Source organism: Sulfurovum sp. XGS-02 (assembly GCF_023213175.1).
GTDB lineage: Bacteria > Campylobacterota > Campylobacteria > Campylobacterales > Sulfurovaceae > Sulfurovum.
On sequence record NZ_CP093312.1, the window covers coordinates 1116757 to 1138034 of the forward strand.

General features: G+C 39.6%; 22 protein-coding genes. 15 read left to right on the top strand and 7 right to left on the bottom strand.

Features of this window, described 5'->3' with window-relative positions:
* Window positions 1-7: 7 nt before the first annotated feature.
* The 3 genes from carB to MN086_RS05645 are packed head-to-tail and all read left to right on the top strand — an operon-like array spanning window position 8 to window position 4066.
* A complete protein-coding gene (gene carB / locus MN086_RS05635) occupies window positions 8-3268 on the top strand; it encodes a carbamoyl-phosphate synthase large subunit (RefSeq protein ID WP_248575036.1) in 3261 nt (1086 codons plus the stop codon).
* Between the two features lies 1 nt (window position 3269).
* A complete protein-coding gene (locus tag MN086_RS05640; protein ID WP_248575037.1) occupies window positions 3270-3701 on the top strand; it encodes a Sua5/YciO/YrdC/YwlC family protein in 432 nt (143 codons plus the stop codon).
* Window positions 3701-4066 carry an HIT family protein gene (locus MN086_RS05645; RefSeq protein WP_248575038.1) on the top strand — a complete coding sequence of 122 codons (366 nt, stop codon included), beginning with the start codon at window positions 3701-3703 and terminating at the stop codon, window positions 4064-4066. The genes MN086_RS05640 and MN086_RS05645 overlap by 1 nt, the downstream gene beginning before the upstream one ends.
* A 50-nt stretch (window positions 4067-4116) precedes the next feature.
* On the opposite strand, the gene MN086_RS05650 is transcribed toward MN086_RS05645, so the two are convergent.
* Window positions 4117-4257: a hypothetical protein gene (locus MN086_RS05650; RefSeq protein ID WP_248575039.1), complete on the bottom strand. Its 141-nt coding sequence runs from the start codon at window positions 4255-4257 to the stop codon at window positions 4117-4119.
* Window positions 4258-4438: 181 nt separating this feature from the next.
* Between MN086_RS05650 and MN086_RS05655 the strand changes: the two genes are divergently transcribed.
* Window positions 4439-6067, top strand: coding sequence for an inorganic phosphate transporter (locus MN086_RS05655; protein WP_248575040.1), 1629 nt, complete (start codon window positions 4439-4441; stop codon window positions 6065-6067).
* A gap of 26 nt (window positions 6068-6093) precedes the next feature.
* Here MN086_RS05655 and MN086_RS05660 read toward each other — a convergent pair whose 3' ends face one another.
* A complete protein-coding gene (locus tag MN086_RS05660; RefSeq protein ID WP_248575041.1) occupies window positions 6094-7293 on the bottom strand; it encodes a cation:proton antiporter in 1200 nt (399 codons plus the stop codon).
* Between the two features lie 158 nt (window positions 7294-7451).
* Here MN086_RS05660 and MN086_RS05665 point away from each other — a divergent pair, with 158 nt between their 5' ends.
* Complete coding sequence (locus MN086_RS05665) at window positions 7452-8072, top strand: DUF2459 domain-containing protein (RefSeq protein WP_248575042.1); 621 nt, start codon at window positions 7452-7454, stop codon at window positions 8070-8072.
* Between the two features lie 22 nt (window positions 8073-8094).
* Here the strand turns inward: MN086_RS05665 and MN086_RS05670 are convergent, their stop codons facing one another.
* The gene (locus MN086_RS05670; protein WP_248575043.1) at window positions 8095-9441 is read right to left on the bottom strand and encodes an AAA family ATPase; all 1347 of its coding nucleotides are present in this window, start codon (window positions 9439-9441) and stop codon (window positions 8095-8097) included.
* A gap of 135 nt (window positions 9442-9576) precedes the next feature.
* Between MN086_RS05670 and upp the strand changes: the two genes are divergently transcribed.
* The 3 genes from upp to MN086_RS05685 all read left to right on the top strand — a co-directional run bounded on the left by upp (window position 9577) and on the right by MN086_RS05685 (window position 11931).
* Window positions 9577-10200 (top strand): uracil phosphoribosyltransferase, encoded by a 624-nt coding sequence (upp, locus tag MN086_RS05675; protein WP_248575044.1) that lies wholly within the window; start codon window positions 9577-9579, stop codon window positions 10198-10200.
* Between the two features lie 206 nt (window positions 10201-10406).
* The gene (locus MN086_RS05680; protein ID WP_248575045.1) at window positions 10407-11612 is read left to right on the top strand and encodes a molybdopterin-dependent oxidoreductase; all 1206 of its coding nucleotides are present in this window, start codon (window positions 10407-10409) and stop codon (window positions 11610-11612) included.
* A gap of 10 nt (window positions 11613-11622) precedes the next feature.
* Window positions 11623-11931, top strand: coding sequence for a sulfite:cytochrome C oxidoreductase subunit B (locus tag MN086_RS05685; protein ID WP_248575046.1), 309 nt, complete (start codon window positions 11623-11625; stop codon window positions 11929-11931).
* A 63-nt stretch (window positions 11932-11994) separates the two neighbouring features.
* Here MN086_RS05685 and MN086_RS05690 read toward each other — a convergent pair whose 3' ends face one another.
* Together MN086_RS05690 and MN086_RS05695 are read right to left on the bottom strand one after the other, a co-directional pair.
* Entirely contained in the window at window positions 11995-12891 is an 897-nt protein-coding gene (locus MN086_RS05690) for a hypothetical protein (RefSeq protein ID WP_248575047.1), read from the bottom strand.
* Window positions 12892-12947: 56 nt separating this feature from the next.
* The gene (locus MN086_RS05695) at window positions 12948-13601 is read right to left on the bottom strand and encodes an RNA methyltransferase (RefSeq protein WP_248575048.1); all 654 of its coding nucleotides are present in this window, start codon (window positions 13599-13601) and stop codon (window positions 12948-12950) included.
* Between the two features lie 80 nt (window positions 13602-13681).
* Here MN086_RS05695 and MN086_RS05700 point away from each other — a divergent pair, with 80 nt between their 5' ends.
* From MN086_RS05700 to MN086_RS05725, 6 genes are all read left to right on the top strand, one after another.
* Window positions 13682-14179 (top strand): hypothetical protein, encoded by a 498-nt coding sequence (locus tag MN086_RS05700; RefSeq protein ID WP_248575049.1) that lies wholly within the window; start codon window positions 13682-13684, stop codon window positions 14177-14179.
* A 1-nt stretch (window position 14180) separates the two neighbouring features.
* Window positions 14181-14375 (top strand): YwbE family protein, encoded by a 195-nt coding sequence (locus MN086_RS05705; RefSeq protein WP_248575050.1) that lies wholly within the window; start codon window positions 14181-14183, stop codon window positions 14373-14375.
* The gene (locus MN086_RS05710; RefSeq protein WP_248575051.1) at window positions 14372-14818 is read left to right on the top strand and encodes a YaiI/YqxD family protein; all 447 of its coding nucleotides are present in this window, start codon (window positions 14372-14374) and stop codon (window positions 14816-14818) included. The genes MN086_RS05705 and MN086_RS05710 overlap by 4 nt, the downstream gene beginning before the upstream one ends.
* A gap of 177 nt (window positions 14819-14995) precedes the next feature.
* Window positions 14996-15550, top strand: coding sequence for a hypothetical protein (locus tag MN086_RS05715; protein ID WP_248575052.1), 555 nt, complete (start codon window positions 14996-14998; stop codon window positions 15548-15550).
* Window positions 15547-16071 carry a hypothetical protein gene (locus MN086_RS05720; protein WP_248575053.1) on the top strand — a complete coding sequence of 175 codons (525 nt, stop codon included), beginning with the start codon at window positions 15547-15549 and terminating at the stop codon, window positions 16069-16071. The genes MN086_RS05715 and MN086_RS05720 overlap by 4 nt, the downstream gene beginning before the upstream one ends.
* 63 nt (window positions 16072-16134) lie before the next feature.
* Window positions 16135-16689 (top strand): hypothetical protein, encoded by a 555-nt coding sequence (locus tag MN086_RS05725; protein ID WP_248575054.1) that lies wholly within the window; start codon window positions 16135-16137, stop codon window positions 16687-16689.
* A gap of 104 nt (window positions 16690-16793) precedes the next feature.
* Here the strand turns inward: MN086_RS05725 and MN086_RS05730 are convergent, their stop codons facing one another.
* Window positions 16794-17372 (bottom strand): class I SAM-dependent methyltransferase, encoded by a 579-nt coding sequence (locus MN086_RS05730; protein ID WP_248575055.1) that lies wholly within the window; start codon window positions 17370-17372, stop codon window positions 16794-16796.
* 135 nt (window positions 17373-17507) lie between these two features.
* On the opposite strand from MN086_RS05730, the gene mltG reads away from it, so the two are divergent.
* Entirely contained in the window at window positions 17508-18485 is a 978-nt protein-coding gene (mltG, locus tag MN086_RS05735; protein ID WP_248575056.1) for an endolytic transglycosylase MltG, read from the top strand.
* A gap of 110 nt (window positions 18486-18595) precedes the next feature.
* Here mltG and MN086_RS05740 read toward each other — a convergent pair whose 3' ends face one another.
* The gene (locus tag MN086_RS05740) at window positions 18596-21169 is read right to left on the bottom strand and encodes an ATP-dependent Clp protease ATP-binding subunit (RefSeq protein ID WP_248575057.1); all 2574 of its coding nucleotides are present in this window, start codon (window positions 21167-21169) and stop codon (window positions 18596-18598) included.
* Between the last annotated feature and the right edge of the window lie 109 nt (window positions 21170-21278).

Below are 21278 nucleotides of genomic sequence, written 5' to 3' on the forward strand. Positions count from 1 at the left end.
TTTCTCCATGCCAAAACGCAATGACATCAACACTATTTTACTTATTGGTTCTGGGCCTATCGTTATCGGTCAAGCTTGTGAATTTGACTATTCTGGAACTCAAGCAGCTAAAACACTCAAGGAATTAGGCTATAGAGTCGTTCTTATCAACTCTAACCCTGCTACGATCATGACAGACCCTGAGTTTGCAGACCGTACCTATGTTGAACCTATTACACCGGAAGTCATTGATAGAATTATCAAAAAAGAAAATGTTGATGCGATCTTACCTACCATGGGTGGGCAAACTGCACTTAACGTTGCTATGGAAATGTATGAAGCAGGAATGCTTAAAGATGTGAAGTTCCTTGGAGCACATCCGGATGCCATCAAAAAAGGGGAAGATAGACAACTCTTTAATGAAGCAATGATCAAGATCGGTATGGATCTGCCTAAGAGTGCCAATGCCTACAGTGTTGATGAAGCGATAAAAGTAGCCAAAGAGATCGGTTTCCCTGTCATCAGTAGAGCCTCATTTACACTTGCCGGTGGCGGTTCAGGTGTAGCATACAATATGGAAGAGTTCAAAAAACTGGCGGCAGAAGGTATCGATGCAAGTCCGATCAATGAGATCGAGATCATGGAATCTATGTTAGGCTGGAAAGAATACGAAATGGAAGTGATCAGGGACAGTCAGGATAACTGTATTATCGTATGTTCTATCGAAAACTTTGATCCTATGGGTGTACATACAGGAGATTCGATCACCATTGCCCCTGCTCTGACGCTTACGGACAAAGAGTTCCAAAATATGAGAGATGCCTCTTTCAAGATTTTACGTGAAGTAGGTGTTGATACAGGCGGGTCCAATGTACAATTCTCTATCAATCCGGATACAGGACGTATGATCGTCATCGAAATGAACCCGAGAGTCAGCCGTTCTTCTGCACTTGCATCTAAAGCTACAGGGTATCCTATCGCTAAAGTAGCAACACTTTTGGCTGTCGGATTTACATTGGATGAGATCACAAATGACATTACGGGAACACCAGCGAGTTTCGAACCGGTGATCGACTATGTGGTCACAAAACTTCCGAGATTTACCTTTGAAAAATTCCCTCTTGCAGACTCTACCCTCACAACTTCTATGAAGTCTGTGGGTGAAGTAATGAGTATAGGTAGAACCTTTAAAGAGTCTTTCCAAAAGGCACTCTGTTCATTGGAAACAGGACTGATCGGTTTTAACCCGATCAAATGCGATGGTGAAGAGCTTGTCAGAGAGATCAGACGTCCAAATGAGAACCGTATGCTGTATGTATTTGAAGGACTCAGACGCGGAATGAGTGTGGATGCTATCTTTGACCTTTGTAAGATCGACAGATGGTACCTTTACCAGCTTGAAGAACTTGCACAGCGTGAAAAAGAGATGGAGATCACCCTGCTCTCTGATGCCACACGTCTTAGACAAGTAAAAAGTGAAGGTTTCTCTGATGCGATGATCGCAGAGGTCATTAACAAAAAAGAGGGTCTCAACCTTACAGAAAATGATATCTATAATGCCAGAGAAAAGGCCGGTGTCTTACTGGAATATAATGAAGTGGATACCTGTGCTGCGGAATTTAAAGCATTGACCCCTTACCTCTACTCTACAACGAATATAACCAAGCTTCCACAACAAGAGGCAGCTGAATCTACAGAGAAAAAGGTACTTGTGATCGGTGGCGGACCTAACCGTATCGGTCAGGGTATAGAGTTTGACTACTGTTGTGTGCATGCGTCATTTGCTATCGAAGATATGGGGATGAAGTCCATCATGTACAACTGTAACCCTGAGACTGTTTCAACAGATTATGACACTTCAGATGTCCTTTACTTTGAACCTATCGATTTTGAACATGTCAGAAGTGTGATCGAACTTGAAAAGCCCGATGGTGTGATCGTACACTTTGGTGGACAAACGCCATTGAAACTGGCAAAGAACCTTACAGCGATCGGTGCGAATATTTCCGGAACCACGGCAAAAGTGATCGACCTTGCTGAAGACAGAGAACAGTTCTCTACTTTCATCAATGATCTCGGACTAAAGCAGCCTGATAACGGTACTGCATTTGCCAAAGATGAAGCGATGACGATCGCAAACCGTATCGGTTATCCTGTACTTGTACGCCCTAGTTTCGTACTTGGTGGACGTGGTATGCGTACGGTCTACTCTGATGCTGAGCTCAGAGAGTATATGGATGAAGCCGTCAGCGTATCCAACGATGCACCAGTACTGATCGATAAATTCCTGGACAGTGCTATTGAACTTGATGTCGATGCGATCTGTGACGGGGAAGAGGTCTACATCGGATCGATCATGCAGCATATTGAAGAGGCAGGTATCCACTCAGGTGACTCTGCATGTTCTCTTCCTCCGGTCTCTATCTCTGAGGAGCTTCAAGAGAAAGTGAAAGAACAAACGGCACAGATCGCACTGGGTCTTGGTGTAGTGGGTCTTATGAATATCCAGTATGCCATCCATAAAGGTGAGATCTACCTGATCGAAGTAAACCCGAGAGCCTCAAGAACCGTGCCGTTTGTATCAAAGGCTACAGGTGTACCATTGGCAAAAGTAGCAACCAGAGTTATGCTCCAGGGAGATCTCAGAGAAGCACTCAAGTTCTACGATACTTTTGGCGTGGTAAATTTTGACAAAGTGATCATGGAACCGAACCTTAAAGGCCACGTGGCAGTTAAAGAAGCAGTATTCCCATTCAACAAGCTCCCGGGATCTGACCTGATCCTCGGGCCGGAGATGAAATCAACCGGTGAGGTTATCGGGATCAGTGACAATTTCGGTATGTCTTTTGCCAAGAGTCAGTTTTCAAGTAAGAACAATATCCCTCTAGAAGGCAAACTTTTCATCTCTCTTACTGAAATAGACAAACCTCAGGCAGGAGAAATAGGTAAGATGTTCATCGATCTCGGCTTTGATATCGTTGCGACATCGGGAACACATGCCGCACTGGAAGCCGCAGGTGTACCTTCGACCAAAGTACTCAAGATTTCAGAAGGCCGTCCGAATATTGATGATATGATCAAAAATGAAGAGATAGCACTGGCTATCAATACTTCAGACAACAAAGCAAGTAAAGATGATGCTAAAACGATTAGACAATCCGTTCTTGCCAACCATGTAGCCTACTTCACTACATTGGCCGCTGCACGAGCAACAGCAGCAGCGATCAAAGAACTGAAGGCGACAAGCGGTGAACTTGAGCCCAAAGCATTACAAGATTATCTCAGCTAAAATGGAAAATAAAGTTTTTTTGACACAAACCGATACCACGATCGGTTTTGTCTCTCAAAATGCAGACAAACTCACAGAAATCAAACAACGCCCTCCTCACAAGTATTACATTAAAGCAGTGAACTCCCTCCACACACTCAAAACATTTACCCGGGTACCTCATATACACAAAAACAAGGTGCGAAGAGCAAAAAAAACAACATTTATCATGCCAAGTGGAGATTCGTACCGCGTGATAAAAGACAAACATCATCTATTACTCTTAGACCGTCTCAAATGGGCCTATACAACTTCGGCCAATTTAAGTAATGAAGCCTATGATGAGTCGTTTGCCAGAGAGATGGCAGATGTCATTATAGAACCGATCAAAGAGACCAAACAAGCCTCGAGTATTTACAAGCTTGGAAAAAACACACTAAGAAAGATACGTTAATGTCAGTGATCTATGAAAATGAAAATATCAGAATTGAAATAGAAGAGAGCGAAATACCTTGGCTCAAGATATTTACCCAGCACGCTTACAAAGAGATGAGTGAAGTACCCGCTTTGATAAAACACGAAATCTATGAGCTTTTGGAGATCATAGAAAAAGAGATGCTCTCCTACTACAAACCTAAAAAGATCAACATTGCCAGTTTTGGTAACTATGTTCCCCACGTACATTGGCACATCATGGCACGTTTTGAAGAGGATAGTTTCTTCCCTGAACCTATGTGGGGAACAAAACAGCGTGAAAGTAGTTTGAAGTTACCAGACTTTGAAAGTTTTTGTAAACGCGTGATTAAAGCTATAGTATAACCTATGGTTTACTCGTCCTAAAGCACGTTTGGGACGAGGATTTTCGAGTTTTATTTTCCTTCGTTCTCCGGACTGTGATCATCAAATTTCATTTCCTTATCCGCAGCTTTCTTTGAAAACATATCTACATCAATAAAAACACCGACTACTACACCAATAATAATTCCGACTACTATACTAAAAATATCCACAACGACTCCTCTTTTTAATAGTTTTAACCCGCTAGGTTATTATATAGTATAACATAAAATTTATTTTAATTATTCTTAAATATAAAGAAATTGGAAATATGATTTATCTATGACACTACTAAGATTAGTAGGGGTATACTAATAAAATTGACTTGCAGGAAAAGGATGAAATAGACAGATTATGATACGTATGGCCAAGAAAATAGAAAAAGCAGCAATCAAGAGTAGCGGTATTGATTTCATCAGACTTGGATTTGCACTCTTTTTCCTCGTTGCGGTTTTAACCTACAGTTTTGTAAGCTCAGGGCATATACCCAATAGTATGTTTTTAGCTATCGCAGCACTCTTTGGTGCCTATATGGCTATGAACATCGGTGCAAATGATGTTGCAAACAATGTAGGGCCAGCGGTTGGTTCAAAAGCACTTACCATGGGTGGTGCGATCGTGATTGCAGCTATTTTTGAGGCAAGCGGTGCCATTATAGCCGGTGGAGATGTCGTCGATACTATCAAAAAAGGTATCATAGATATCAATGCATTCGATACGCATGTTGATCCGTTTATTTGGGCCATGATCGCAGCCCTTTTAGCAGCTGCACTATGGCTGAACTTTGCCACAATGATGAAAGCGCCGGTATCAACCACCCATTCGATAGTAGGTGGTGTCATGGGTGCAGGTATTGCGGCAGCCGGATTCACTATCGTCTCATGGAGTACCATGGGACAAATAGCCGCTTCCTGGATCATATCTCCAGTGCTTGGAGGTGTAATTGCCGCAATATTTTTATATACCATTAAAAGAACAATTATATTTCAAAATGACAAGGTTGCAGCCGCAAGGAAATGGGTACCTATTTACGTAGCCATTATGGCTTGGTCTTTTGTGACCTATTTAACACTTAAGGGCCTCAAAAAGATCTGGCCTTCGATCGTAGAAATTTTACAGTTTCTTCCTGATGAGAAAAAACCCTCTTTCCTTATTGCATCTCTATTTGGACTTATTGTAGCCGGAATAGTCTATATTATACTAAGAAATACGGTTTCAAAAAGGGCAACCAATCTTCATAACACAAGAGATTCCATTAATTTGCTCTTTACTGTTCCGCTCATCTTTGCTGCAGCGCTTTTAAGTTTCGCGCATGGTGCAAATGATGTTGCCAATGCCATTGGTCCGCTCGCAGCGATCAATGATGCCGTGCTAACAGGCGGTATTTCAGCTAAAGCGGGTATCCCTTTATGGGTCATGGCTGTCGGAGCCCTTGGTATTGCTCTTGGGCTTGGACTTTACGGACCAAAACTCATCAGAACAGTGGGCAGCGAAATAACAGAACTGGACCAAATGAGAGCATTTTCAGTAGCCATTGCCGCAGCCATTACAGTGATCATTGCTTCTCAATTGGGTCTTCCTGTCTCTTCAACTCATATTGCGGTCGGAGGTATATTCGGCGTAGGTTTTTTAAGAGAATATCTCGAATCTACAGGACAAGTAGAACGTATGGAAAAAGAGCAGATCAATATTGAAGATGAAAAGAAAGTTTTAAAAGCATACAGCAGTGAACTCAAGACATTAGAAGAGAAAACAGATAAAACAAAAGCAGATTATGAAAGAATCGTTGATCTTTATAAAGCAATTGACCAGGAAGAAGAGAGCATCAAGGCAGCTAAAAAACATATAAAAAGCATTGAAAAAGTAAAATATGTCAAAAGGGATGCATTGAAAAAGATCATCGCTGCATGGGTTATCACAGTACCGGCTTCTGCTGTACTTTCAGCAGCCATATTTTTTATGATCAAAGGCATAGTACTTTAAGCACTTTCCAATTCAAGCAACTGTGATCACTCCTCTTCGTACTTGAAAAGCCATTTAAGTAAAAATGGCGGGGCAATAGTTGTTACAATGATAACAAAGATCAAAACGGCATAGATCTCATCACCCAGTATGCCGTTTACACGCCCTACTTCAGCAAATATGAGCCCAACTTCTCCACGTGGTATCATAGAGATACCGATCAATGCTTTTTTCAATGCACCTGTGTCTCTGAGTAAAAAAGCACCTATATACTTTCCAATAATCGCGATCACCAGGAAAACAAATGCTAAACTCCAAAACGTTATAGAGGTAAAGTCAATCACTTTTAAGTTCATCGATAACCCTACCATCACAAAAAAGATAGGCGTAAACATCTGTGCGATAGGCGTTATGGCCTTTTTTACTTTCTCTAAAAATACTTCATCATGTTGTAACCCCATTCCAAAGGGAAGTATGAAACGTCTTGAAAGTGCTATTCCCGCAGCAAATGAACCTAAAATTTCAGGCGCACCGAAAAGATGTGACATATAAGCAAAAATAGCTATCAGTGAAATGATGATCGTAGGTATGAACCCAGGCACTTTTTTATGTTCATCAAATTTTCTCATAAAATGAGAGATAAAATGTGCAAAGGCAGGAGCCAGTAAAAAAAATAATAAGATAAATACCGTTGTATTCAATGTATTTGTTAGACTTAATGTTTGTGTGATCGCATAGTCGTAGATAAAAACAAGAACTATTACACCTAATATATCGTCGAGTACTGCCGCACCAATGACGATCTGGGCAACTTCAGAATGTTCTTTTTTAAGATCTTTCAGTACCCTCATCGTGATCCCTATACTCGTCGCTGTCAGTGTACCTCCAATAAAGAGTGAGACAACCAGTGTCAAACCAAATAGATAGTAGGCAACGAAGGCGGAAACAGTAAAGGGAAACACTGCACCAAACAGTGCAACAATGATCGCTTTGCCACCTGCTTGCTTAAGACGTGCGATATCAGTATCCAACCCAATTTCAAAAAGCAGAAGAAGAATACCGATCTCAGCCAGTATTTTGAGTACATCGTTCACCTCTACAAGACCAAAACCTGAGACACCCAGAAGTATACCTGCACTCAATTCACCCAGTACAGAAGGTATGCCCAATCGGGCAAAGAGTTCACCCAGGATCCTTGCCGTGACCAATATTAAGAAAAGTATGAGAAAAAAATTATGTACATCCATACTTTATTGTACAGAAAATAATATAAAATCGATACCATTAAGAGTACATCGTGTGAATAAAGAGCAAATCTCAATAAGGTATAATAGTGTTTTAATGAAAGGGTTTAAAAAGGTCTCTTATGGTGTGTAACTACTATCTACATAACATACTGACAAGCTTGATAGTTTTGTCTGTTACTCTCTTGACCGGTTGCACTAAACCTATCAGCGAATTTTATCCACCCGATCCGGATCGTACTGATAACACAACAGTTTATGTTGTCAATCATGGGTTGCATACAGGTATTGTATTGCCTCATGAGGATGCAACCCCTTATATGTCTGCATTCGATGATTTTAAAACTGCTCGATATTTAGAGATAGGCTGGGGAGATGAGACCTATTATCAAACGGATCCAAATACGCTTTGGATGGGTATAAAAGCACTCTTTTGGCCTACGGATTCGGTGATCCATGTCGCTGCATTCCAGACAGATCCCGTAACCTATTTTCCCAACAAAGAGGTAGTCCCGTTAAAACTTTCCCATGCAGGTTTTATCAGAATGGTAAAAGTCATCCATAATAGTTTTGCATTGAACCAACAAGGACAGCCTATCAAATTGGGAAAAGGGCTATACGGCACAAGTAAATTCTATCGTGCAAAAGGATCGTTCCATCTGTTCAATAATTGTAATGTATGGAGTGCAAGAGCAATCCGTTCCTCCGGCTTCCCGATAAACATATTTTCTGTATTTACATCTGATAACATCATCTATCAATTAAAAGAGCATAAAAATTAGTCGTACTTATATGTCTACTTTTTCATAAACTGTCCGGGATCTCACAGGTAATCTTTTCATCACCGACTATCTCAGCAAGTTCAGTACTCTCTACTATCTCTTGTTCAATAAGCTTAAGTGCCAACGTTTCTATCTTCTCCCAATGCGCATCAACCAATTGTTCACTATATTGTTTTGCTACATGCATCCAATGTAAAAACCTTTTTTCTATTTGTTGCTCCAGGAAGTAATTATCTAATGCATTGATCGCATTGAGGTTTATATAGCCCAGTTCTTTATCCATCCCCAAGGTTGTAATGGCAGCATAGGCTTGTAAAGAGGCTTGTGAGAGATCGTTTTGTGCGCCGCTGTCCATCTGATCATCCCCTAGTTTTTTTACTTTTGCTGTACGTCCGGAGAGTAGCACACAAATATCATGGAAAAGGTCGATCTTCGAGATATTGGACAACTGGTCTTCCTCATTGTATGAGACAAAACCAAGCATCTTGCTTCGCGGAGAGATGGTCACCTGCTCAATTTTGATATGGGGCAAAAGTAGTACTGAAAGGACTGCATGTGCTGCTTCATGATAAGCTGTCATTTTGAGTTCTTTCTCAAGTGTTTCAACCATTTGCTTTTCAACTTTATGCCCATACTTGATGATATTGATCTGTTCAATGAGTATCTCTTCTGTAATATGCTTTTTGTCCTGTTCTACTACGCTCAGAGCTGCCATACGCCCTATTCTTTCAAGTTCCAGGGCACTCATACCGGTGATATAGCGCACTATTCGTTCGATATCTATATTAGGATCATGAGGTTTTTCCATGATCTTTTCTATGAAAAACCTTCTTGCATCCTTGTCCAGCTCCAAAACCTCCAACAAAAAATCAAGCTTTTGCGGTGAAGTGAGTATAGGATCGATCTCATCAAGGCTCTCCGCTGTTGCAAAAGTAAAAACACGCTCATCTGCAGACTCCATGATCTTGGCAATATCTGAAAAGGAGACATTGGTGATCGCACCCTGCACAATGCCTTTTATATCAATATCTTCCAGTATCACGGTGCAGGGAGCATTTTTGGAAGCAATATCGTATACCTCTTTGATATACTCCAGTTCAAAAAGTTTTGAACCTGATATCTCAAGATAAGAGACTCCTGCCTCTTTTGAAAATCCTTTTGCAAGCATACTCTTCCCAACACTTACGGGACCATAGAGCAGCAGACCTTTAGGAACGGGAGTATCAAATCGTTCAAGCATTTTCGGATTTTTAATGATCTTAATAATACCCTTCAGACGCTCTTTGATATGCTTGTGCCCTACAATATCATCAAATCCGATTTTGGATTTCTTTATTTTCGGTGTATCTTTTGTTTTTTTTGTTGCCATTTCTAACCTTTGTACACTCTATATCATCTAATTCTATCATAACTCTTTGTGCAAAGCATATATTTTGTGTAGGACTGTACTATTCCGTAGTATAGAGTTTGGCTATAATAAAGTATTGAAAGTGAAAGGACTGTTATGATCTATGAACTCTCCAACCCTGTTGCAAAAACCTTATTGAACCATTTACGAGAAAAGAAAGCAGATGCATTGCGTTTTCGGCATATTATTCAAGAGTTATCTCGACTTCTTGTCTACGAAGCCCTGAAAAATGAGACACTCTATGATCAAACTATCACGACATGGCAAGGTGAGGAGACATTTGGATTTATTAAGGAAGAAGATATCATATTTGTCACTATTTTGCGTGCCGGTCTTCCTATGATAGAATCTGTCACAGCACTATTTCCAAAAGCATCTTCCGGGTTTCTGGCCATGAAACGCGATGAAGATACCCACCAGAGTATTCTTTACTATGACCGTATCCCTGAGTGTGCAGGCAAAACTGTGATTATCGTTGATCCTATGGTAGCGACCGCAGGATCTCTCTGTGATGCGATATCCGTTATTGAAGGGAAATCGCCAAAAAAAATCATATCGCTCAACATCATAGGGTCTCCAGAAGGAATGGCCATACTGGACCATAAACATCCAAATGTAGATGTATTTATCACACAGATCGATGATAAACTTGATGAACATAAATTTATTATACCTGGATTAGGAGATGCCGGTGATCGTTCCTATAATACATTAGAGTAAAAAATTTGTTTAAATCACATTTATCAATATATTCTTATTCATAAGTAAATATGATTGATAATAAAATGTGAGATAATAGGTATATCTAGATAAAAAGGTATATTTGGCCCGCTAAAAGCCCTATTTTCAGTATCTATTAAGAGAGAATCTCCCATAATCTCAATAATAATAAATTAAATTTATTATCTCAAACTGAAAGGTATGTTATGGAAAGAAGAGACTTCTTTAAAAAAGCTATTGTAACTGCTGGTGCAGCAGCTGTAGGAACTAGTACACTAGATGCTGGGGAAACAACTCAACCGATTGATAATAGAGAAGTATCAAAGGTTGCTTTTCCTGAAAAAAGACCACTGATCATGTATTCTGACAGACCTCCTTTGTTAGAAACACCTAGAGAGGTATTTACCTCTGCACTTACGCCAAATGACCAGTTCTTTGTACGTTGGCATATGCCGGATATCCCGACACATATCGATCCGGATACCTATACTATCCATATCAACGGACTTGTAGAGAAAGAACTTCATATCTCACTGAATGACCTTAAAACAAAATTTGAACAGGTAGAAGTAACAGCTGTTCTTCAATGTGGTGGTAACAGCCGTTCTGCATTTAAACCGATCGCCGGCGGTATCCAGTGGGGTTCAGGTGCTATGGGATGTGCAACATGGAAAGGTGTTCGTTTAAGTGATATTCTTGACCAGGCAGGACTCAAAAAAGATGCAAAGTGGATAGGATTTAATGGTTCAGAAAGAGCTGCTTACTATGAAACACCTGAGTTTGTACGTGAACTTGAACTAAGTGAACTTGATGACCATGTTATCTTGGCATATGAAATGAATGGTGAAGATCTGCCGTACCTCAATGGTTATCCTCTTAGACTTGTACTGCCGGGATACTACTCTGACTCATGGGTAAAAATGCTTTCAAATATCACCGTGACTAATGAGTACAAGAAGCTCTTCTTTATGGATGTTGCCTATCGTGTACCTGATAATGCGACGGAATCAGAGACTCCGGAAAAAAGATACCCTACGACAAAACCTATCAAAAAGATGAATGTGAAGTCTGTCATTGGTTATCCGACTAGAGACTCTATTTTATCTCACAACTCTCATGTTGTCATTCGTGGTGTAGCATGGGATGATGGACATGGTATACAAGATGTACTTATTTCAACGGATGGTGGAAAAACATGGGATAAAGCTATTCTTGATGATGGTAAACTTGGGCGTTATGCATATAGAGCATTTAGATTCGCATATAAACCAAACACATTTGGGAAAGTCACTATTATGGCTAAAGCGATCAACAAGATAGGTGATGAACAACCATTTGCAAAAGATATCAAATGGAATCATGGTGGATATAAATATAATGGTATCGATGAAGTTACCGTAGAAGTTGTATAAGGAATTGGACATGAAAAAATTATTATTAATAGCAATGCTTATTGCTACACCACTTTTTGCTCAAGTGAAAGAAAAAGTAGAGGTTCCTTATGTACCTTTTCCTATAAAAATGGGTAAAGGTTTTGACGCGGTACAAGCGAATTGTCTTACTTGTCACTCTTTTGGATACATGATCAACAGCGGGAAACAGTCTAAAGCATTCTGGCGTGGGAAAGTTGACAAAATGATCGTACACTTTAAGGCACCTATTACTGATAAAGATGCAGATATTATTACTAACTACTTTTTTGAACACTACGGAAACGGAAAGCTAAAATAAGTTTATTTCTCCACCTCGCTAAGAGGTGGAACGCTTTAACATATTCAAAAATCTCTGAGTATTCTACTCTCTTCCAGACCTATTTTCTGACTCATTTGTTTTTGTTCTGGTTTTTGTTCTAACACGTTCTCCATCCTGGTTCACCCTGGTCTTTGTTCTAACACGTTCTCCGTCCTGGTTCACCCTGGTTTTTACTCTCACACGTTCACCATTCTGATTGACTCTGGTCGTTGTTCTGACACGTTCCCCGTTCTGATTGACTCTGGTTGTTGTTCTAACGCGTTCACCATTTTGGTTGACTCTGGTCTTTGTTCTAACACGTTCTCCATCCTGGTTGACTCTGGTCTTGACTCTCACACGTTCACCATTCTGATTCACTCTGGTCTTGACTCTCACACGTTCACCATTCTGATTCACTCTGGTCTTGACTCTCACACGTTCTCCATTTTGGTTCACTCTGGTCGTTGTTCTGACACGTTGTCCATCCTGATTCACTCTGGTCGTTGTTCGTACAGTATCTCTGTCATTTATTCTTCTGTCTGTGTACGCTCTATTATAGTCACGATTTCGATCACGGTTTCTGTAGTGACTTGATCTTTGGTAGGCAGCCTTACTTCTATAATATCCATACTTACCCTCTACTGCACGATAACGGCGTCCATTATAGTAACGATAATTATTGTGATAATAGTGTCCATGACGGAACTTTCTTCTTCCATAATAGTAATACCCATCTTTGTAATATCCACCATAGTAGTAGATCCCACTGTAATAGTAATATGGTACACCATAATAATATGGATAACTGTAGTTTGAAAGAGACACCCTCACACTAGAGTAAGGCGCCGGGTCATAATATCCGGTATTATAGTACCCTGAATGATAGGTTGTACATCCGGAGAAGAACAAAGTGGAAGATGCCACCGTAATTAGCCCTAAATATTGTGTTTTACTTAACATGTAAATCCTTTCAATTTATTGTATCATAGAGTATAAAAGTGTAACCATTGTGTAGATTAAAAATCCAATATCTCATCATTGAACTCTGACATTATCCGGCCTTTACTCTTTCGAACAATGGTATCCCTATAGATCCACTCTGCTTTTATCTCTTCTTTTTTTTCATGGCTCAAAACAGAAGTATCGTAACTGCCGGCATCTTCACGTTGTCTTTGCGCTTCATAGAGTATCAGACCCGTGGCAACAGAGACATTAAGACTTTGTACCATCCCTAACATCGGGATGATGATGACTTCATCAGCCAACTCCACTATATCTGCAGAAACCCCATCTTTTTCATTTCCCATCACAAGCAGTGTCGGTTTTGTATAGTCTACGTGCCGAAAAGAGACAGCCCGTTCATCAAGATGGGTCACAACTACTTGAAAACCCTGCGCCTTTTTTCCCTTTATAAATGCTGCCTTCTTATCATCATGCATACGGTAACGGTGAGTCCATCTGTGTGCACCCTGTGTGATCGTTTTGTGGATACGAAGACTTTCATCTGCCTTGCTAGTGTAGTAAATATCAAGTACTCCCACCGCATCAGCTGAACGTATAATAGCTGAAAGGTTTTGTGAACTGTGGACATTGTCCAGCATCACTTGCAGGTCAGGTTGTTTTTTACTCAATACATCATCAATACGGTCTATACGTTTTTCATTTAGCATAAGAAGATTATAACCATACAAACTAAATATATACAAGCTGCAAATTCGGGTATAATTGCAAAAAAATACAAGGAAGTGCTATGTGCGACTTCAACGCTTTAACAGATGAAGAAAAAAAGCTTTACCATGAACAACTTTTACAGTGTGCAAACAACTTTGGAGGAAAGAACTTCTTTCTTCATCTCTTAGAAGCCATACGTGAAACAAAGCCTCATCCACTTACGGCAGGCAATTGTCAATTTGATATGGATCTTGGTACGATCAAATGGAATAAGGTGATCTTCAATGACAAGCTCCAACTTTTGCTTAAAGCACGTGTCAATGAGAATGCTCAAGACAATTTTCTACCCGATCCTGATGCGAAGAGCTATAAAAAGATACTCAATGTCGTACGTACTTTAAAACCTATTGTTTTTCATGTAAAACCTGCCCATAAAGAAGATGGACCAGGGTTTCTCTTTCAACCTTTTGATACGATAGATGAGCATAAAACAAAATTAAACCCTCTGTTTGATGCACTCTTTTTCTGTTCTGTGGAGACAGTCAAAAAAATACTGAACTACGAACCAAAGGCTTAAAATGACTGGTGGGCAAAAAAGAGCAAATATCAAATATGGTTTGGATGTTGCAGTGGTACTGAAAGAAGATCAAGGAACAGGAAGACTTACCTATGGCAAAGTACAGAAGATCCTCACCAATTCCCCTACCCATCCCCACGGTATCAAAGTACGTTTGAATACCGGTGAAGTCGGTAGAGTCAAAGAGATCCTATGACACTCTTCATTGATGGTGATGCGTTCCCCAATCTTCTTAAACCCATCGTCTTACGAAGCATAGAACGTCTGGCCCTATCTACCAAGGTCATAGCCAATAAAAAGATCCATATTGGTCAATCAAAACACATCGAATACATCATCGTAGATCAGGGTGCTGATGAGGCAGATCATCATATCGTAGAATTATGTGAGGCTGGTGACCTTGTCATCACTGCAGACATCCCACTTGCAGACAGGATCGTAAGTAAGGATGCGCATGCCATAGACTATAGAGGTGAGCTCTACAGCGTAGATAACATTAAACAATATCTGGCCATGAGAAATCTTATGGAAAGTATTCGAGAGAGTGGTGAGATGACAGGCGGACCCAAGGCATTTGGTCCAAAAGATGCCCATGCCTTTGCAAATCAGCTCAATGCCTTTCTAGCCAAATATGCATAATAACTCTACTTATGCCTTGATGAAGACTTCAATAGGTCTCTTTTTATTAAAAATCATTTATCTTTCCCCCCCCCTTTTTTATATTAGAATAAATTATTGTATAGAATTAGGAAATAGAAAAGCTTAATTAAATCTTAACCTTGTTACAATCTTAAACTTCAAAATTTAGGATGTTTAATGAAAAAAACTATAATAATCTCCAGCGCTCTATTGTTGACAGCTGTCTTTAGTGGATGTGCAAGTTCATCATCACCGACTACTTCTCAAGAGGTTCGTGATTCAGTCGGCAGTGGTATGTTTAGTACTAAAAAGGATAGCTTTGTTGTAAATCGTCCATATTATAAAGTTGCTAGTTTGCTTCAAAGGAATTCAAATAAATGTTTAAATAAAGCATTTAAACATACAAGTACAACACACAATGGATACTACATGCAAACAAGTACGGACACCATGTACTATAAAACAAAGTTTAAAAGAGGCCGTACATTATCTACTTTAGAAGTAAAAGGTGATTCAGATAGTCTACAGTCAGGTATGACCTCTGCTATTTACGGTGAGGCTTTCAAAGACGGTTATTTCATTGCAGTTGTAGATTTACATAATAAAGGTAATAAAACACAAGTTGATATTTATCGTGGTTCAATGTTGATGGGTGTTCAAGAGGATATTGTTAATGCTATAAAGAATTGGGCAAAAACCGGATCTAGATCATGTCCAAATATTGCACCATGAATATGATACGTATATTATTATTTTATACCCTTACCAGTATAGCATTCCTCCTGAATGGTTGTTCTTCAGCAGGAGCTTATCAACAGGAGGGTAAGAAAAACCTTGTTGTAAATGTTAAGGCTGACAGCAGTACATATTTGGAAGTGTATGAATTGGATGGACCATGTGATCAGAAGATGAAAGGGGAAATGAAACTCCATAACGGGATAAATAAGTTTGCACTTATCAATAATAAACACTATTATCTTCGTATTAATTTCAAGACAATGTCATTGCTTTCAGGATCACAAAATATAACATTAGGTTCCTATGTTACACCAAAGAGTAACTATACATATCTAATTGATGCTGTCTATGAAGATGATATGTATGATGTTGAAATCAAGAAACGAAACATACATAGTCACAAAGTAACGAATATGACAGTAAAACCTTTAGAAAGCTGTAAAGAAAAAGAAGGTGGACCTTTTATATCAATAGACTGGCTCCCTGCTTTAAATAAAAGTGTTGAAGTTCTCTAAGTTATTTATACTTCAACGCTGCAATATGACAGTTACAATAAAAACTTTTGGAGAGCATTACGCATGAAAAAATTCTTATATGTATTTACTACATTGTGTGTTGTTACAGCAAATGCTGAGATCTATAATATTGAGACAAAAGGCAATTTAGAATCAAAATACCCAACTAATTGTATTGAAGTAAAAGAACTTACCAATACAAACACTCCTGCAGATATTTTTGTTGGGATTGCAAAGTGTCTTGAGAAATCAGATTATCAAAAAGCCGGTGAACTCTATTTTACCGCATTGGCATATGGACGTTTCGATGCATATAGAGTCAAAGACCAGACTGCGCATCAAGCAATTCCTGTTTTACGAATGAATTATTTAGGCAATTTAAATGAAACTGATACGAATGAGTTTCAATTAGCACTGAAAAAGGTCAATGGTGAGCTAAATACAATATGTAGTGCATTGAAAGAATTAGGTAAACCAGCCTATTATCCAAATTATATGATTCAGCATGGTATGCGTGCTTTCTTAGGGGAGCAGTCAAAAAGTGCTTTGGTTGATAACTTTGATTCTGACAAAGCATGGGAAGATGTATTAACCAACTATGTAAAATGTACAAAATAATGAAGTTATCAAAACCTTATAGAATATATAACTTTATGAGGTTTTCTGTTTTATTTTTCACTCCCTAAAATTCAGTAGCTCACCTCACTGGATTTTAGATTTTTTTATTGGACTGATAATTTGGCATCAATGGTATATCGCCAGCCATACTGACGTATAGATACTGAAAAACCGTGACTTCTCAGTATCTCTTCCAGTCTTCCAGGTGTGAAAAAATTACCGGGTTCACCCAATATTTTTTCCACCCTGCAGAGCACTTTACCTATAAAGGTACTCGAATCAAAATCATAGATAAAGAGTTTTCCCTCTTTCTTAAGTACACGTACGATCTCATCTATTGATGCTTCAATATCAACAAAATGATGCAGTGCTTCACCGATCAGGATCGCCTCAAAGCTATTTTCTTCAAAAGGGAGTCTTTCTGCAACGGCTTTATGTGTTTGTATATATTCAGCAGAATATTTCAACATACCCTCGGCAGGGTCAACTGCTGTAAATCGAAGATCGCTTCTACATGCATACGCAAACTCACTCATAATGCCGGTTCCTGCACCAAGGTCCAGTACCGATGCAGATCTTGGAAGTGGTATTAAAAAAGTGCAAAGAGACACTCGTACTTTACGGGGATATATGGCTGGTCCGATGTATTTGAATATCCAACCCAAATGATTAAACGGAATCATGGATATCTCTCCTTTTTAGACACTTTGCATCTCTATAACACTTCATATGTATGACAATTTGACATATATCCATACCAAATTATACAACTTTGATATAATGGTCAAATAAAATCAACTATAAAGTCATAGGCAGTTATGAAAAAGATACTTTTAGATCTATACAGAAATTTTGTTCTTTACTTTGAACTCTACATACTACTATTACTGATTCCTATTGCTTATAATTTTATTCCGATCAATGAAGGAACCAAAACGTTCTATATCTCTTCGTCAAACCTAGATGACGTGATCAAAACACTCAAAACAAACGGCTACGAAGTTACCTGGATGGATAAACTGATGTTAAAGCTCAGAAAAACTCCCGAAGTGGGATGGTACAGTGTTGAGCCATCTGAACAGGGACGCTTTTTATTTTTCCAACATCTCTATCAACAAAAAACAGATGAACTTATGGATGTGGTGGTCTATGCCGGTGAAACGAAAGAAGAACTTACCGCCCGTCTTGCGAATGATATGAAACTCGATCAGGAACAACTTTTAAACACATACAATAGACTTGCCTGGTTTAAAGAATCAGATATACTGGCCCAACGCTATACCCTTGCTCGTAAAGCAGATGAAAATACAACGATGCGTTACATCTTCTATAAATCCAGACAAACATTAAACACATTTGTAAAAGAGTATTTTGCAACATCTCCACAACAGTACGAATTGAAAATGGTCCATATCATCGCCTCCATCATACAAAAAGAGAGTAATTCTATAGTAGAGATGCCACTGATCTCTTCAGTAATCCACAATCGTCTTGAAAAAGGTATGCGGTTGCAGATGGATGGTACGCTCAATTATGGCCCCTATGCACATACCATCGTTACACCGGAACGTATCAGAAGTGATGAGAGTGCCTATAATACATACAAACGTAGTGGCTTACCGCCACATCCCCTCAGTACAGTCACTTTAGATGCCCTGAAAGCTTCCGTGAAACCAATAAAAAGCAATTATATTTTCTTTATGCTGAATGAAAATGGTACGCATGACTTTACGGTAACCTATGACGAACATTTGAAAAATATCAGGGCTTTTAGAAGGTATCAAAGAAATAGGTAAATAGAGAAAGAAACAGATGATAAAGCTGGCCTATGAATATATCATTCACCGCTTTTATCATTGAAGGTCATACCTTAAATAGGTATGACCAAAAAGGTTTTTTTGGTGGGTTAAGAGATATGAACGACTATCTCACCCTCTGCAACATCAAAGCTTACTGATGAACCTTCAACCACCTTATCTTCAAGTATGAGTTCTGCAAGCCTATCTTCTACCACTTCGTAGAGCGCTCTTTTTAATGGACGAGCACCATAGACAGGGTCGAAACCGGCTTCAGCAATGTATGCTTTAGCATTGTCTGTCAGAGTGATACTGATATCACGCTCAGCAAGTTTACTTTGGATACTTTTAAATAAAATATCCACGATGCTCGTAATGGCATCAAGGTCAAGTGGATTAAAGATCACCTGGTCATCCAGACGGTTGAGGAACTCCGGTTTAAAGTTTCGTTTCAATTCATCATTTACCGCTGCTCTTCTCTCTTCTTTGTCTGTGATGGTCATGATCTTGTCAGATGCGATATTCGACGTCATGATGATGATCGTGTTCTTAAAATCGATCGTGACACCTTTATTGTCCGTCAAACGGCCATCATCGAGTACCTGCAAGAGCGTATTGAAGACATCAGGGTGTGCCTTTTCTATCTCATCAAAGAGTACGACTGAATAAGGTTTTCTTCTCACTGCCTCAGTCAGTTGTCCGCCCTCTTCATAACCGACATATCCCGGAGGTGCCCCTACAAGTCTACTGGCAGCATGTTTCTCCATATATTCACTCATATCGATACGGATCAGTGACTTCTCTGAGTCAAATAGGAATTTTGCAAGTGTTTTAGCCACCTGTGTTTTACCTACACCCGTTGGACCAAGGAACATAAAGCTACCGATAGGACGGTTGATATCACTCAGACCTGCTTTATTACGCTTAATGGCACGTGCAACAGCTTTGAGTGCTTCTTCCTGCCCTACTACCTCTTCTTTGAGAATGCTTTCTATCGCAAGGATCTTCTCTTTTTCACCCTGCAGCATCTTGCTGACCGAGATACCCGTCCAACGGCTTACAATGCTGGCGATCATCTCTTCATCCACAGAATTCTTAAGCAGTGTACCTTCAGACATCATCTGGTTCCACTTCTCTTCAAGACCTTTTAACTTCTCTTGCTGTGCTGGGATCTGACCATATTCGATCTCTGCTGCTTTGTTAAAATCACCTTCTCTTTTTACATGTTCTGCCTGTGTTTTAAGTGAATCAATATTTGATTTGATCTCAGCGATCTCATTGAAGACATTCTTTTCATTGTCAAATTGATTCTGAAGCGATACACGTCTCTCTTCCAGATCTGCCAACTCCTTTTCTATCTCTTCCAGACGTGTAGAGTTTTTATCACTCTCCTCCATCTTAAGTGCCTCTTTTTCAACCTGAAGTGTCGATATATCACGTTTAGACTTTGCAAGATCCATAGGTTCAGACTCTATCTGCATCTTAAGTTCCGCTGCAGCTTCATCTATCAGGTCTATGGCTTTATCCGGCAAGAACCTGTCCGTAATGTAACGGTCACTCAGTTTTGCCGAGGCGACTAACGCAGAATCTGTGATATTGACATTATGGTGCGCTTCGAGCTTGTCTTTGATACCTCTAAGGATCTGCAACGCTTCATTGATACTAGGTTCATCAACTTTCACAGGCTGGAAACGTCTTTGCAGTGCAGCATCTTTTTCAAAATACTTTCTATACTCTTTGAGTGTCGTTGCACCGATCGTATGGAGTTCACCACGTGCCAGGGCCGGTTTAAGGATGTTTGCCGCATCCATACTTCCTTCGCTTGCGCCTGCACCGACGATCGTATGGATCTCATCGATGAACAAAATGACATTGGCTGCCTCTTTGACTTCATCCACGATGGCTTTGAGTCTGTCCTCAAACTCACCTCTGTACTTTGCACCGGCGATCAGTCTGCTCATATCCAGTGAGATCACGCGCATGTTCTGAAGACTGAGAGGAACCTCTTTATTAACGATCCTTTGTGCCAGTCCTTCTACGATAGCTGTTTTACCGGTACCCGGTTCACCGATAAGTATAGGGTTATTCTTGGTTTTACGAATGAGTATCTGCATCATACGCTGTACCTCTTCATCTCTACCAATAACTGGGTCAAGCTCACCGTCAAGCGCTTTTTGGTTCAGGTCGATACCATACTGCGCAAGTGCTTCAAGGGTTTCATCACCACTTTGAGAGTCTATCTGTTTTCCGCCTCGAATACTCTCTAACGTTTTTTCAAATTCAGAGATATCAAGATATTTTGACATGGTATCACGGATAAAACTCTCTCCTACATTTGCCATAAGCCATGCATCAACAGCAAGATACTGGTCGCCGTTTGCAGCCATCACACCTTCTGCATTTTGTAAAGTACGTACCAGGTTTTGTGAAAGTTTAATGTTCTCTTTGGTCACAGAAGAGACTGTCGGTAATTTATTGGCAATACTTTTTGTCTCTAATTCAATGGCTGCCTTATCAACATTCATTTTATTAAGCGCCTGATGTAAGATAGATCCGGAATTCGTAAGCAGTGCCCAAAGTAAATGTATAGGTTCTACTTCTTGATTTTTATTATGTAATGCTAAAGATACCCCCGATTCGATCGTACCTTGCATTTGGTTGGTTAATTTTTCCAGTATACTCATAGAATAACTCCTTAAAATGTATTAGATTTGAATTATTATACAACCTTTAGTCACTTATTGTCAAGTTTATTTAATAAAATGATTTATGTAGTGTTATCTATGGTATTCA

Coding starts and splice junctions, on each gene's coding strand:
- MN086_RS05695 (WP_248575048.1), bottom strand. CDS start 13,601: ATGCTAAATGAAAAACGTATAGACCGTATTGATGATGTATTGAGTAAA.
- MN086_RS05720 (WP_248575053.1), top strand. CDS start 15,547: ATGAATATGATACGTATATTATTATTTTATACCCTTACCAGTATAGCA.
- MN086_RS05730 (WP_248575055.1), bottom strand. CDS start 17,372: ATGATTCCGTTTAATCATTTGGGTTGGATATTCAAATACATCGGACCA.
- MN086_RS05710 (WP_248575051.1), top strand. CDS start 14,372: ATGACACTCTTCATTGATGGTGATGCGTTCCCCAATCTTCTTAAACCC.
- MN086_RS05715 (WP_248575052.1), top strand. CDS start 14,996: ATGAAAAAAACTATAATAATCTCCAGCGCTCTATTGTTGACAGCTGTC.
- MN086_RS05640 (WP_248575037.1), top strand. CDS start 3,270: ATGGAAAATAAAGTTTTTTTGACACAAACCGATACCACGATCGGTTTT.
- upp (WP_248575044.1), top strand. CDS start 9,577: ATGATCTATGAACTCTCCAACCCTGTTGCAAAAACCTTATTGAACCAT.
- MN086_RS05655 (WP_248575040.1), top strand. CDS start 4,439: ATGATACGTATGGCCAAGAAAATAGAAAAAGCAGCAATCAAGAGTAGC.
- MN086_RS05680 (WP_248575045.1), top strand. CDS start 10,407: ATGGAAAGAAGAGACTTCTTTAAAAAAGCTATTGTAACTGCTGGTGCA.
- MN086_RS05670 (WP_248575043.1), bottom strand. CDS start 9,441: ATGGCAACAAAAAAAACAAAAGATACACCGAAAATAAAGAAATCCAAA.
- MN086_RS05700 (WP_248575049.1), top strand. CDS start 13,682: ATGTGCGACTTCAACGCTTTAACAGATGAAGAAAAAAAGCTTTACCAT.
- mltG (WP_248575056.1), top strand. CDS start 17,508: ATGAAAAAGATACTTTTAGATCTATACAGAAATTTTGTTCTTTACTTT.
- MN086_RS05725 (WP_248575054.1), top strand. CDS start 16,135: ATGAAAAAATTCTTATATGTATTTACTACATTGTGTGTTGTTACAGCA.
- MN086_RS05685 (WP_248575046.1), top strand. CDS start 11,623: ATGAAAAAATTATTATTAATAGCAATGCTTATTGCTACACCACTTTTT.
- carB (WP_248575036.1), top strand. CDS start 8: ATGCCAAAACGCAATGACATCAACACTATTTTACTTATTGGTTCTGGG.
- MN086_RS05645 (WP_248575038.1), top strand. CDS start 3,701: ATGTCAGTGATCTATGAAAATGAAAATATCAGAATTGAAATAGAAGAG.
- MN086_RS05740 (WP_248575057.1), bottom strand. CDS start 21,169: ATGAGTATACTGGAAAAATTAACCAACCAAATGCAAGGTACGATCGAA.
- MN086_RS05705 (WP_248575050.1), top strand. CDS start 14,181: ATGACTGGTGGGCAAAAAAGAGCAAATATCAAATATGGTTTGGATGTT.
- MN086_RS05660 (WP_248575041.1), bottom strand. CDS start 7,293: ATGGATGTACATAATTTTTTTCTCATACTTTTCTTAATATTGGTCACG.
- MN086_RS05690 (WP_248575047.1), bottom strand. CDS start 12,891: ATGTTAAGTAAAACACAATATTTAGGGCTAATTACGGTGGCATCTTCC.